We start from the raw sequence: 13,862 nt of genomic DNA, 5'->3' as shown, positions 1-13,862 counted from the left end.
GTTTTGCTGTTGAATATAGCAGTGAGGGTCCGATGGGAGACGAAGACCGCAGCGCCAAACTTAAAGGTAGTGCTAACAGCAGTGCCATTATTACTGGAGATAGTAACACTGCTACTATTACCATCACTAATTACTATTACCGTGAAAATATACCAGTAGTACCTGTTGAATCTACTGTTGCTGATGATGAAAATCTTCCCTGTCCTTATCGCGGTTTGTTTCACTTTGGGCCCGATGATGCCAAATATTTCTTTGGACGCGAGGTATTTGTAGAAGAACTTTTCGCGGCAACTCAAACCCGCAATTTTATCCTCTTATTGGGTGCGTCGGGAAGTGGGAAATCTTCAGTAGTGTTGGCGGGATTAGTGCCAAAACTGCAACAAGAACATCACTGGTTATTTACTCACTTTCGTCCAGGTTCAGAACCTTTTCATGCTTTGGCTGAGGCGCTGGTTCCACTTTACGAGCCTGATAAAAATGCTACCGAACAAATGGCTCAAGCTCGTCAGTTAGCTGAATTTTTTGTTAATGGTTCCGTTCTGCTTCAAGATGTTTTCTCCAAAATTCAACAGAAATATCCCAATCATCGGGTGTTGTTGATTGCCGACCAATTTGAAGAACTTTATACTTTGTGTGCGGAGCAGAAAACTCGCCATAGTTTTTTAGATATCTTATTAGCCAGCTTTCCAACTTTCCCTTCTCAGAGTCAATTTTCCAGGGTGCTAGTTGCAACCATGAGGGCGGATTTTTTGGGAAATGCCCTCTCCTATCCTAAATTTGGGGAAGTGTTACGCAATGCGGATATCAAAATTAGGTCAATGAACCGTGAGGAACTTTCCCAGGTGATTGTCAAACCTGCGAAAAAGTTGGGGGTAACTTTTCAAGATGGACTGGTAAAACGCATTTTGGATGATGTGGAAGACCAACCGGGAAATTTACCTTTGCTAGAGTTTGCATTAACGGAGTTGTGGAACAAGCGCACGGGTAAACAATTAACTCACGAAATCTATGAAGAAATTGGTCAAGTAGAAGGTGCATTAGCTCGCCATGCTGATGAGAAATATTGCAACTTGACAGATGAGGAGAAGGAAAAAGTCCGGCGCATTTTTATTCAGTTGGTGCGTCCAGGGGAGGGAGTAGAAGATACCAGACGCATAGCGATGAAAGCAGAATTGGGAGAGCAAAGCTGGTCTTTGGTAAAACAATTGGCTGATGCTCGGTTAGTAGTGACAAGTCGCAACGCTACCAGCCAAGAAACAGTAGAGGTAGTCCATGAAGCTCTGATTCGCAATTGGGGAGAACTGCGAGAATGGATGAATACAGACCGCGTTTTTCGAGCTTGGCAAGAACGATTACGGGCAGCAAAGGGACAATGGGAAGCAACGAATCGAGATTCGGGTTCATTGTTGCGTGGTGCAGCATTAGCAGAAGCAGAAGAACAACTGAAGCAACGCCCGGAAGACTTAATTGATGAGCAAGAATTTATTGAGCAGAGTATCGAAGAAGGAAATCGCCTCAAACAAGTCGAAGCAGCCCGCCGGAAGCGGGAAATCAGAACCGCCTGGGGAATTGCAGCGGGTTCAGTGGTAGCGGTGGTGATTAGTACAGGATTGGGTTTGATGGCGTGGAATCAGAAGAATCAATCGGAACTCAATCAAGCTGAATCTCTGGGTCGCTATTCCCAGTCCTTATTTAATGAAGGAAAAGATTTAGATGCTTTTGTGGCAGCGATCAATGCCAGAAAAATTCTGCAAAGCCAACACACAACCAACCCAGAAGTGATGAATGCCTTGCTGGAAGGTGTTGCTCAAGGAAGAGAACGCAACAGTTTGGTAGGGCATAGTAACTCTGTCAATAGCGTCAGTTTTAGCCCCGACGGCAAGACATTGGCTTCTGGTAGTTTTGACGGCACGATCAAACTCTGGAATCTAGCCACCGGAAGGGAAATCCGCACCCTCAAAGGGCATAATAGCTATGTCTATAGCGTCAGTTTTAGCCCCGACGGTAATACATTGGCTTCTGGTAGTGATGACAAGACGATCAAACTCTGGAATCTAGCCACCGGAAGGGAAATCCGCACCCTCAAGAGGCATAGTAACCCTGTCATTAGCGTCAGTTTTAGCCCCGACGGCAAGACATTGGCTTCTGGTAGTGCTGACAAGACGATCAAACTCTGGAATCTAGGCACCGGAAGGGAAATTCGCACCCTCAAAGGGCATAATAGCTATGTCTGGAGGGTCAGTTTTAGCCCCGACGGCAAGACATTGGCTTCTGGTAGTGTTGACAAGACGATCAAACTCTGGAATCTAGGCACCGGAAGGGAAATTCGCACCCTCATGGGGCATAGTAACTCTGTTTATAGCGTCAGTTTTAGCCCCGACGGCAAGACATTGGCTTCTGGTAGTGTTGACAAGACGATCAAACTCTGGAATCTAGGCACCGGAAGGGAAATTCGCACCCTCATGGGGCATAGTAACTCTGTTTATAGCGTCAGTTTTAGCCCCGACGGCAAGACATTGGCTTCTGGTAGTGTTGACAAGACGATCAAACTCTGGAATCTAGGCACCGGAAGGGAAATTCGCACCCTCATGGGGCATAGTAACCCTGTTTATAGCGTCAGTTTTAGCCCCGACGGCAAGACATTGGCTTCTGGTAGTGATGACAAGACGATCAAACTCTGGAATCTAGGCACCGGAAGGGAAATTCGCACCCTCATGGGGCATAGTAACTCTGTTATTAGCGTCAGTTTTAGCCCCGACGGCAAGACATTGGCTTCTGGTAGTTTTGACGGCACGATCAAACTCTGGAATCTAGGCACCGGAAGGGAAATCTGCACCCTCATGGGGCATAGTAACCCTGTTTATAGCGTCAGTTTTAGCCCCGACGGCAAGACATTGGCTTCTGGTAGTGATGACAAGACGATCAAACTCTGGAATCTAGGCACCGGAAGGGAAATTCGCACCCTCATGGGGCATAGTAACTCTGTTATTAGCGTCAGTTTTAGCCCCGACGGCAAGACATTGGCTTCTGGTAGTTTTGACGGCACGATCAAACTCTGGAATCTAGGCACCGGAAGGGAAATCTGCACCCTCATGGGGCATAGTAACCCTGTTTATAGCGTCAGTTTTAGCCCCGACGGCAAGACATTGGCTTCTGGTAGTGATGACAAGACGATCAAACTCTGGAATCTAGGCACCGGAAGGGAAATTCGCACCCTCATGGGGCATAGTAACTCTGTTATTAGCGTCAGTTTTAGCCCCGACGGCAAGACATTGGCTTCTGGTAGTTTTGACGGCACGATCAAACTCTGGAATCTAGGCACCGGAAGGGAAATCTGCACCCTCATGGGGCATAGTAACCCTGTTTATAGCGTCAGTTTTAGCCCCGACGGCAAGACATTGGCTTCTGGTAGTGATGACAAGACGATCAAACTCTGGAATCTAGGCACCGGAAGGGAAATTCGCACCCTCAAAGGTCATAGTAACTCTGTTATTAGCGTCAGTTTTAGCCCCGACGGCAAGACATTGGCTTCTGGTAGTGATGACAAGACGATCAAACTCTGGAATCTAGGCACCGGAAGGGAAATCCGCACCCTCAAAGGGCACAGTAACTCTGTTATTAGCGTCAGTTTTAGCCCCGACGGCAAGACATTAGCTTCTGGCAGTGATGACGGCACGATCAAACTCTGGAATCTAGGCACCGGAAGGGAAATCCGCACCCTCAAAGGGCATAGTAACTCTGTCATTAGCGTCAGTTTTAACCCCGACGGCAAGACATTGGCTTCTGGTAGTGATGACAAGACGATCAAACTCTGGAATCTAGGCACCGGAAGGGAAATCCGCACCCTCAAAGGGCATAGTAACTCTGTCAATAGCGTCAGTTTTAGCCCCGACGGCAAGACATTGGCTTCTGGTAGTGATGACAAGACGATCAAACTCTGGAATCTTCCAGAATTGGAGTTAGACCCTTTACTGAGGCGTAATTGCGATTTGGTACGCAGTTATTTAGAGAGTAATCCTCAAGTCAGCGAGAGCGACAGGCACCTCTGCGATGGTGTTCCTAAGTTTGAACCCACCCCGACGAAATAAAAGAGATCCCCCTAAATCCCCCTTAATAAGGGGGACTTTAAAGCAGATTCCCTCCTTGATAAGGGGGACTGAAAACCGAATCTTGTTCCCCCCTTATTAAAGGGGGTTAGGGGGGATAAATCAAAGAGATCCCCCTAAATCCCCCTTAATAAGGGGGACTTTAAAGCAGATTCCCTCCTTGATAAGGGGGACTGAAAACCGAATCTTGTTCCCCCCTTATTAAAGGGGGTTAGGGGGGATAAATCAAAGAGATCCCCCTAAATCCCCCTTAACAAGGGGGACTTTAAAGCAGATTCCCTCCTTGATAAGGGGGACTGAAAATCGAATCTTGTTCCCCCCTTATTAAGGGGGGTTAGGGGGGATCAAACATCTATAGCAAACATTTAAATATTCCATATAAAACCATGAAAAAAATCCTCATCCTCTCCGCCAACCCCAAAAACACAAGTAATCTACGCCTAGATGAAGAAGTACGGGAAATCAAAAATACACTGCAACTATCTGCCAATCGAAACGAATTTCAAATCATCACCGAATCTGCGGTACGAGTCGATGATTTAACCCGCTTCCTGTCTCAACATCAACCAACAATTGTTCACTTTTCGGGACATGGTTCTGGTACTGATGGATTAGTTTTGGAAGATAATTCTGGGCGGATGCAACTTGTAAGTACCCAAGCCTTAGCAAAGCTATTTGATTTGTTTCAAGAACAAGTCGAGTGTGTCTTACTCAACGCCTGCTATAGCAAAGAACAAGCCACCGCAATTCACCAATATATTGATTGCGTAGTGGGAATGAATCAGGCAATTGGGGATAAGGCAGCGATTAACTTTAGCATCGGATTTTATACAGCTTTGTGGGCTGGAAGGAATTATGAAGATTGTTTTCAAATGGGTTGTACTTCTATTGATTTGCAGGCAATTCCAGAGTATTTAACCCCAGAAATTAAATTTAGGCGGCGGCGTTATCAGACAGAACAGCCGACAAATCCAGTAAAATCTAACAACGATAATAATATGAGTAATGATAATAAAGGCGCACAAAACCGCGCAGTTTCTATTGGTTCTATTGGGCGTGATTTTGGTGGCGCAATTCAAACAGGAGACAGCAACACTGCAAACATTAATTTTCAATCCGTTAGTTTACCCGCACCTGCAAGCGTCAACATAGAAACAGAACTCAACGCCTTACGTGAGATAGTGGCGAAGTTAGAAAGCTCAGACCGTCGTAAAATTGACAATGCCTTTGAAGATGCTCAAGATGAGTTAAAGAAGCCACAGCCAGATAAAGATGAGGTGGGTAATGCCTTAGAACGAGCTTTAAAGTATGCCCAGAAAGCAGAAGGGTTTGCTTCTGTAATTGCAAAACTTCGACCACACCTGACTAATACTACTGCTTGGTTAGGCGAAAATTGGCACAAATTGTTAAGTTTGGTGAGTTTAACAATTTGAAGTTGGTAAATTGGTTGAGAAATTGTATACCTCTTGCATAAATCCAAAAAGGGCGAAGCATTCGGGGAGAAAATCTTGGGCTTTGTACAATAAATTGTCGCCCGAATGCTTCGCCCCTACCCTTAACCAAGCAAAGGGAGGAATTTAATCAAGCCTTTTTAAGGGGGTTGGGGGATCTTGCTATATTTCAGCCAATAGATAGAGATAGGGAAATATAACTAAAAAATATGCCCAAAGGTGATTTAGAGAGGCAAGGATAGACTTGTAAATTCAAGGGGCTGCTCTCATTATATTTGCGTCGCTATGGTAGATATCTATATTCTTGACCTGCTAGTTATCGGTTTATTACTACTAATTGTTACTTTAGCCTCTGGTTGGATTGCCCGATTACCCCTATCTTTCGCTTTAATATACTTAATTGTTGGCATATTGTTAGGGCCTTATGGCACAAATTTAATTCAATTGCGTCCTGATGCTAATTTTTTGGAAAAATTGACAGAATTTGTGGTAATTGTTTCCCTCTTCAGTTGTGGATTAAAAATGAATCGTCCGCTGAATCCTATTGCTTGGGGGTCAACAGTTCGGCTAATTGGTCTTTTGATGCCTATCTCTATTTTTGCGATCGCCTTTATCGGACATTTTCTCCTCAAAATGGACTGGGGGCCAGCAATTTTACTAGGCGCAATTCTAGCACCAACCGATCCAGTTTTAGCTTCAGAAGTCCAAATTGCCGACCTAGAAGATCAAGAAGAACTACGTTTTGGTTTAACATCTGAAGGCGGCTTAAACGATGCTTTAGCTTTTCCCTTCGTTTATTTTGGTATCCATTCTTTAAAAGATAGTAATTGGGATAACTGGTTTAAACAGTGGGTAGCAATTGATTTAGTTTGGGCAATTGCTGCTGGTATTATTATGGGTATTCTAGTCCCCAAAGCAATAGTTTGGATTGACAAACGTCTACAAGAATTTCGTCCTGTTGATGTATTAATGGAAGATTTTGTAGCACTTAGCATCATTTTCCTTACATACTCCTTAACAGAAGTTGTCAATGGTTATGGATTTTTAGCTGTGTTTATTGCTGGAATTATTGCCCAACGCAGTTATCATAATCCAGAAAAACGCCTATCCCAATTAGAGTTTACAGAACGAATAGAAAAACTAATGGAAGTCGGCACCATTTTATTACTTGGTTCCATCTTAAGATTACCTCAACTTGTACAATTTGCTGGGCAAGGATTATTAGTAGCAGTACTGTTAATTTTTCTGATTAGACCTGTAGGAGCTTGGCTTAGTACAATAGGAGGAGGTTATCCTCAAATAAGCCGTTATTTATTTGGTTGGTTTGGTATTCGTGGCGTTGGTTCATTGTATTATTTATGCTATGCTTTTGGTGAAGGATTAAAAGATAATTTAGGAGAACAAATTGCTTGGATTACTTATATAGTCATTGTAATTTCTGTAATGTTGCATGGCGTTAGTTCTACTCCTTTAATGAAGTTGTATGAGCATAGTTTGCAAATTCGTCGTGAGAAAATAGTTAGTACGACTGGTGTTGATAAAGCATAATTTTTATGAACCGCCCAAACGCAGAGGACGCAGAGAGAAGAGAAGGAGGGGTTTATAATTCAAATGAGTTCGTTATAGATGTGCTATTGAGTGAAGCTTTAGCATTTTATAATACTGGTAATTTGGTAAAAGCAGCAGAAAAGTATCAGGAAATTTTACACATAAATGGCGATTGTGCTGAAGCTTGGGATGGTTTAGGAATGGTGTATTTTAACCAAGAAAAATATCAAGATGCACTTGAATTTATATCTCAAGCTTTAAGTATTGATACTGTTAACCCTAACTTACATTACAGTTTAGGTTTGGTATTAGAAAAAATTGGTTATCTTGAAGAAGCGATCGCAACTTTTCAAAAGGTTATAGAACTTGCTCCTAACTGGATTGAAGCTTATCATAGTTTAGGTAAACTTTTGGCAGAAACAGGTGATTTCGTTCAATCCGAAACCATTTATCTGCAAGCTATAGAACTAGATAAAAATGATTATCGAAGTTATTTATATCTCGGCAACTTGTTGATGATGCAGCAGCAGATTGAGGAAGCGATTATTGCTTATCAAACTTCTCTGCAAATCAAATCATCTGACTCTGTAATTCTGCATAATCTAGCTATTGCTTACGCTGCTAAAAATGAATCAACCCAAGCATCCCTTTACTTTGGTTATGCTGCTTATTATCAAGGAGATTATCAACAAGCAATCACTAATTTTCAAAATTTCCTCAATACCCAAACAGGAAAAGTTGATCTTTACTTACAATTGTGCCTTGCTTTACAAGAATGTGGACAAACTCAAGAAGCAATTAAAATAATCAATGATTCTTTAAACTTATTTCCTAATAATTTAACTCTAAAGTTGGAAAATGTGCGTATCTTGCCAATCCTATATAAAAATCAGCCAGAAATAGAGTTTTATAGACAAAGATTTACTCAAGGTTTATCAAAATTAACTCAAGCAATAGATTTAGTAACTACAGAATCAAAAGAAAATGCTTTACAAACTATTAGTTGGCGAACTAACTTTTATTTGCAATATCAAGGTTACAACGATTTAGAGTTACAAAAAATTTATGGTAATTTTGTACATCAAGTAATGTCAGCGAACTACCCACAATGGGCGGAAAAGCAACAAATTACACCTTTGAAAAAACCTGAAAAAATCCACATAGGATATGTTTCTGATAGTTTTCATTGGCATACAGTTGGTATGGTGTTTCTTGGTTGGATACAATATTGCCAAAAGCAGGATTTTGAAATTTATTGTTATTACATAAATAATCAAATCGACCAAATTACAGAAGAATATCAAAAATATAGTAACTACTTTCATCATATTCCTCATAACTTAGAAGCAACTTGTCAACAAATTACTGACGATAAATTACATATTCTTGTGTTTCTAGATGTTGGGATGACACCCCAAATGACACAGCTTGCAGCATTGCGACTAGCACCAATCCAATGTGCAGCATGGGGACATCCAGTAACGACAGGATTGCCTACAATTGATTATTATTTATCGGCAGATTCGCTAGAACCAGAAAATGCTCAAGAGCATTATTCCGAGCAATTAATTCGCTTACCTAACATTGGCATTTCCTACAGTAAACCACTAATTCCTGCAATTACGAAAACTCGCGCCGACTTTGAATTGCGGGAAAATGCAGTTATTTACTTATCCTGTCAATCTCTTTTTAAATACTTACCGCAATATGATTATATTTTTCCTACTATTGCTCAAAATGTTGGGCGATCGCAATTTGTTTTTATTGCTCACCCAATAAATGAAATTACCGAACAATTTCGCCAACGCATTCAACAAGAATTTACTAAATTTGACTTAAATTTTGAAGATTATTGCATAATTTTACCTCGCCAAAATCAACAAGATTACCGCCAAATTAACTTATTAGCTGATATTTCCCTCGATACAATTGGATTTACTGGATTTCTCACCACAATAGAGAGTATTGCTTGCAACTTACCAATAGTTACTTGCGTAGGTGAATTTATGCGATCGCGTCAAACTTACGGAATTTTCAAAATGCTGGGAATTACTGAAACAATTGCTAAAAATCCAACCGAATATATCCAAATAGCTGTAAAATTAGGCTGTCAACCAGAGTGGAGACAAAAGATTGTAGAACAAATTAAACATTCTCAAACCTCCCTTTACAACGATCGAACTTCTATAACAGCACTTGAAGAATTTTATCGTAGAGTAATACTTAAATAATATCAATTACCTAAAAGTTTTCTACAGATGGTTGATCCCCCCTAACCCCCTTACCAAAGGGGGAACAAGAGTCTGGTTTAAGTACCCCTTCTTAAGGGGGATTTAGGGGTGATCTCCAATTAGTTACATTCTTCTCATCTCTTCCTCTGCGTCCTCTGCTTCTGGAGTGGTTCAATTAAAAGAACATTTTGCTAAATACTTCGTCTATATCTAAAACAAGACAGGACTTATCATGGATAACAATACTCGGAAAAAACTAATTCTAGCACCCAAAATTGCCTTTATTTGCCTTTCTGTAATTCTGCCATTAATCGGGAGTGTCAAAGCACAAACTGCCATCAACACCGAAATTATTACTAAGGTGGAAAAACTTAGAGATACTGATAAAATAAAACGCTTAGAAACAGTCAGAGAATTGAGAAAAATTGGTGTAACTGCAATTCCCGTACTCACCGCAGCATTACAAGAGAAAGAACAACAAATTCGGGGAGGTGCAGCTTTCGCATTAGGCGCGATCGGTCCAGAAGCAAAAACCGCAATTCCGCAACTAATTGTCATGTTAAAAGATGAAGATGAACAAGTGAGATTAGATGCTGCTGTAGCATTAAGAAGAATTGGTTCGCCTGCGGTTTATGCACTCACAAAAGCATTAAAAGATGACAATGTTTTAGTTCGCAGAGGTGCAACTTTTGCTTTAGCGGGAATTGGTGCACAAGCCAAACAAACTATTCCTATACTAATAGAAATGCTCTCTGATAATGATGAACAAATACGCTTAAATGCCAGCATAGCTTTAAGGGGAATTGGTGCAACAGCTACACCCGCACTTACAGAAGCGTTACAACACAAAAATCCCCTAATTCGCAAAGGTGCAGCCATAGCTTTAGGACAAATTCACACAGAAATTTCCCAAGTCAGGAACAATCAAAATCAACGCGATAACTTGCGTCCAAACCCTTGCATTACTCGTCCCAATTTATGCGCTCCTCGTCCCAATATATGTGAACAAAGACCAAATTTATCTGCTCCTCGTCCCAATATTTGCGCTCCCCGTCCAAGTGCGATTCCTACTCCTATTCCTCGCCAAACTCCACAACCTAAAACTTAAAGAGTTGTTTTAACATAACTTATATCAATTACCTAAAAGTTTGCTACAAATGGTCGATCCCCCCTAACCCCCCTTATCAAGGGGGGAACTATACTGAGTTTTAAGTCCCCCTTAATAAGGGGGATTTAGGGGGATCTCCGATTTTTTGCCTTCTTTTTTCTATTTGATATTACGCAGCAAATATATTTAATGGTGCGTTATTAACGCACCCTACATATTTTACTTTTTTCTATTTGCTATTCTGGCAGAATGGTTTGTCCATCTTGATTAGAACCATTAGCTTTGTTACTTAACAATTTAGTTAAAGACGCTTCTAACTCAGGGGACAGTTCTACTGGTAAATTGCCGGAACGGAGATGTAATTCTTGTCGAGGGTAAGGAATTTCTATGTCGCGTTCTCGGAAAATTTCATCAATGCGGAAATAAATGTCGCTTTTAATTACAACCTGTCTTCTTGGTTCAGTTATCCAAGCCGTTAAATCTAAGTTCAAATAATTTTCGCCATAACTTTTAAAAAGTACGTTTGGAGGTGGATCTGACGCTACTTCAGGATGATCTTTTGCTGCATCAAGCAGAGCTTGGCGCACTTTATTTAAATCTGAGTTGTAGGCAATTCTTACAGGTAGTTTAATTAAAGCAACTGGACTACCTTGACTCCAATTTATTACTTCTTTTTCTAGAAAATAGGAATTAGGGACAATAATGGAAAGTCGTTCTAAAGTGCGAATTTCAGTGCTTCTAACACTAATTCGCTCTACTGTTCCCATAAATTGTCCGACGTTAATAAAGTCTCCGACTTGAATAGGTCGTTCAAAAATAATTACTAGACCACTGACAAATTCTCTGGCAATTCCTTGTAAACCTAAACCAATACCAACGCCTAAAACCCCGGCGAAAATTGTTAATGAACTGAGGTCTAATCCCCAAAGTTGTAACAATAAAACTGTGCCAATGAAAATTAAAGTATAGTTGGCAATAGTGGCGATCGTCTCTTGATCTCCTCGATTCATCCCGGTGAACAAGAGCACGCGCGATCGCAAAACATTTCTGACAACTTTAGTCAGCGACAAAAGCACCAAAAATAACGCTATCAGAATAGCTATTTGAATAACTGAATAGGAATTACTTCCTAAATTAACGATCGGTTCTGCTAAAGTGTAAGTTATAACATCAGATATTTTTTGACCCAGCGCCCTTGTTTGGGGAAACAAATTAGCAATATACACCAAAGCGTATAACCAAACTCCTAACCGCAGAAATCCTAAAATTAGTTTTGCTAACAAATGAACTTTTGGCGGAACAGCAGTTTCCCTCACTCTTTCAGGCGTAGGAAGTAACGGAATTAACCAATATTTCCACAACCAACCTAACAACAAAGTAACCACTATTCCTAACAAAACAGATCCCAAAGAAACCAAGGTCGCATAACGATTATATCCCGGTCTTCTTTCTTTCTGTGCTTGGTTAATAGCAGCTTGTAAAATATTTTGCCAGCGTTCAGCTTGCTCCTGTTTAGTAACTCCAACTGGTACATCTTTATCCGTAACTGTGACTAAATTAGTGCCATTCACCTGAATTACAGGAAAACCATTTATTTCCAGTACCTTTACCTGCGCCCGGTTGCCTGAAGTCACAGCCTGATTTAGGATTTGATTAGCATTATTAGCTCGTAGTTGTGCATCAAACTCATTTAATTGGCTAACCTTAAATAACTGTCGTCCATCAAGAGTAACATGAGCAGTAGAATTTTGTTGTGCTAAAACAGGCATGACAGACAAAACACAACCTAAAATAAAGCTCAGGGTAATTATCTTCAGAGATTTCATTTTTATGGAACCAAAGCGAATTAACCAACTCATAATGTAACTTGTACAAATGTTCATTTAGGGAGCATAACAATTTATGTCATACGATTACGATCTTTTTGTCATTGGTGCTGGTTCTGGAGGACTAGCAGCTTCCAAACGTGCAGCTAGCTACGGCGCAAAAGTAGCGATCGCTGAACGAGATATAGTCGGTGGAACCTGTGTTATTCGCGGTTGTGTACCTAAAAAACTCATGGTTTACGCCTCCAAATTTGCTCATTATTACGAAGATGCAGTAGGTTATGGTTGGAGTGAAGTACAACCTAGTTTTGATTGGAAAAAACTTGTCACCAGTGTGGATAACGAAGTTAAAAGACTGAGTAAGCTACACATTAGTTTCCTGGAAAAAGCTGGGGTTGAATTAATTCAAGGCGATGCTACTTTATTAGATCCTCATACCATAGAAGTAGATGGACGCAAAGTAACAGCTGATAAAATTTTAATTGCTGTGGGCGGAGAAGCAATTAAACCTGATATTCCGGGAGCCGAATATGCGATTACCTCTCGCGAAATCTTTCTTTTGCCAGAACAACCAAAGCGTTTTGCCGCTATTGGAGCAGGTTATATTGCTGTAGAATTTTCCTGTATTATGAATGGACTTGGTAGCGAAGTTACTCAGTTTATTCGTGGCGATCGCTTTTTAAGAGGTTTCGATGAAGATATCCGCAGCGGCGTTCAGGATGCTATGACCAAGCACGGCATTAATATTATCACCAATACTTATGTGTCAAAAATCGAAAAAGTATCAGACGGTTTAGAAGTAACCTATTTAGACAAAGCAAAAAATACGGAAGAGAAAATCACCGTAGATGCAGTTTTAATTGCCATTGGTCGCGCTCCTCATCTCGCCCATCTTGGTTTAGAAAATACTAACGTGGAAATTGTCCAGTGTGACGATCCTGATTTGCCCAATTTGCATGGTTACACCGTCAATTGTGCCATCAAAGTTGATGAATATAGCCGCACCACAGAACCAAACATTTTCGCAGTCGGAGATTGCACAAACCGGATTAATTTAACCCCAGTTGCTATCAATGAAGGTCGGGCTTTTGCTGATACTGAATTTGGCAATAATCCCCGAATTTTTAGCCATGAAACCGTCGCTTCCGCTGTGTTTTCTCAACCAGAAGCAGCTACAGTTGGCTTAAACGAATCTGAAGCTAGAGAAAAATATGGCGATGCCGTAAAAATTTATCGAGCGCAGTTCCGTCCCATGTACCATAGCTTTACTGGGAAAGATGAAAAAGTTATGGTTAAGTTAGTAGTTGATAGCAACACCGACAAAGTTTTAGGCGCTCATATAGTAGGAGAAAATGCCGCCGAAATTATTCAAGGTGTAGCGATCGCAGTTAAAATGGGAGCAACGAAAAAAGACTTCGATGCAACAGTAGGAATTCACCCTTCCACAGCCGAAGAATTCGTCACTTTGCGATAGCTCCAAAAAGGCAGAAGGCAGGGGAGCTCCAGGGGCAGAGGGGCAGAGGAGCTCCAGGGGCAGAGGAGCAGAAGAGGTAGGGAGGTAGGGAGCAGAGGAGGTAGAGAGAGTTGAAGAG

General features: G+C 41.1%; 7 protein-coding genes. 6 read left to right on the top strand and 1 reads right to left on the bottom strand.

What is annotated here, in order from left to right; translation table 11 throughout:
* The first annotated feature begins 32 nt into the window (after positions 1–32).
* From IQ264_RS07025 to IQ264_RS07005, 5 genes are all read left to right on the top strand, one after another.
* Positions 33–4,088 (top strand): WD40 repeat domain-containing protein, encoded by a 4,056-nt coding sequence (locus tag IQ264_RS07025; RefSeq protein ID WP_193979950.1) that lies wholly within the window; start codon positions 33–35, stop codon positions 4,086–4,088.
* Between the two features lie 404 nt (positions 4,089–4,492).
* Entirely contained in the window at positions 4,493–5,539 is a 1,047-nt protein-coding gene (locus tag IQ264_RS07020; RefSeq protein ID WP_193979948.1) for a CHAT domain-containing protein, read from the top strand.
* A 303-nt stretch (positions 5,540–5,842) separates the two neighbouring features.
* Positions 5,843–7,105, top strand: coding sequence for a cation:proton antiporter (locus IQ264_RS07015; protein WP_193979946.1), 1,263 nt, complete (start codon positions 5,843–5,845; stop codon positions 7,103–7,105).
* A gap of 5 nt (positions 7,106–7,110) precedes the next feature.
* Positions 7,111–9,336: a tetratricopeptide repeat protein gene (locus IQ264_RS07010; protein WP_193979944.1), complete on the top strand. Its 2,226-nt coding sequence runs from the start codon at positions 7,111–7,113 to the stop codon at positions 9,334–9,336.
* A gap of 232 nt (positions 9,337–9,568) precedes the next feature.
* A complete protein-coding gene (locus tag IQ264_RS07005) occupies positions 9,569–10,444 on the top strand; it encodes a HEAT repeat domain-containing protein (protein ID WP_193979942.1) in 876 nt (291 codons plus the stop codon).
* Between the two features lie 236 nt (positions 10,445–10,680).
* Here the strand turns inward: IQ264_RS07005 and IQ264_RS07000 are convergent, their stop codons facing one another.
* Complete coding sequence (locus IQ264_RS07000; protein ID WP_228061337.1) at positions 10,681–12,303, bottom strand: mechanosensitive ion channel family protein; 1,623 nt, start codon at positions 12,301–12,303, stop codon at positions 10,681–10,683.
* Positions 12,304–12,346: 43 nt separating this feature from the next.
* On the opposite strand from IQ264_RS07000, the gene gor reads away from it, so the two are divergent.
* Positions 12,347–13,744 carry a glutathione-disulfide reductase gene (gene gor, locus IQ264_RS06995; RefSeq protein ID WP_193979940.1) on the top strand — a complete coding sequence of 466 codons (1,398 nt, stop codon included), beginning with the start codon at positions 12,347–12,349 and terminating at the stop codon, positions 13,742–13,744.
* Positions 13,745–13,862: the final 118 nt, after the last annotated feature.

It is taken from the genome of [Phormidium] sp. LEGE 05292 (assembly GCF_015207735.1).
Lineage (GTDB): Bacteria > Cyanobacteriota > Cyanobacteriia > Cyanobacteriales > Aerosakkonemataceae > Floridanema.
This window is presented reverse-complemented; position numbering and strand designations above follow the sequence as displayed.

Coding starts and splice junctions, on each gene's coding strand:
- IQ264_RS07025 (WP_193979950.1), top strand. CDS start 33: ATGGGAGACGAAGACCGCAGCGCCAAACTTAAAGGTAGTGCTAACAGC.
- IQ264_RS07020 (WP_193979948.1), top strand. CDS start 4,493: ATGAAAAAAATCCTCATCCTCTCCGCCAACCCCAAAAACACAAGTAAT.
- IQ264_RS07015 (WP_193979946.1), top strand. CDS start 5,843: ATGGTAGATATCTATATTCTTGACCTGCTAGTTATCGGTTTATTACTA.
- IQ264_RS07010 (WP_193979944.1), top strand. CDS start 7,111: ATGAACCGCCCAAACGCAGAGGACGCAGAGAGAAGAGAAGGAGGGGTT.
- IQ264_RS07005 (WP_193979942.1), top strand. CDS start 9,569: ATGGATAACAATACTCGGAAAAAACTAATTCTAGCACCCAAAATTGCC.
- IQ264_RS07000 (WP_228061337.1), bottom strand. CDS start 12,303: ATGAGTTGGTTAATTCGCTTTGGTTCCATAAAAATGAAATCTCTGAAG.
- gor (WP_193979940.1), top strand. CDS start 12,347: ATGTCATACGATTACGATCTTTTTGTCATTGGTGCTGGTTCTGGAGGA.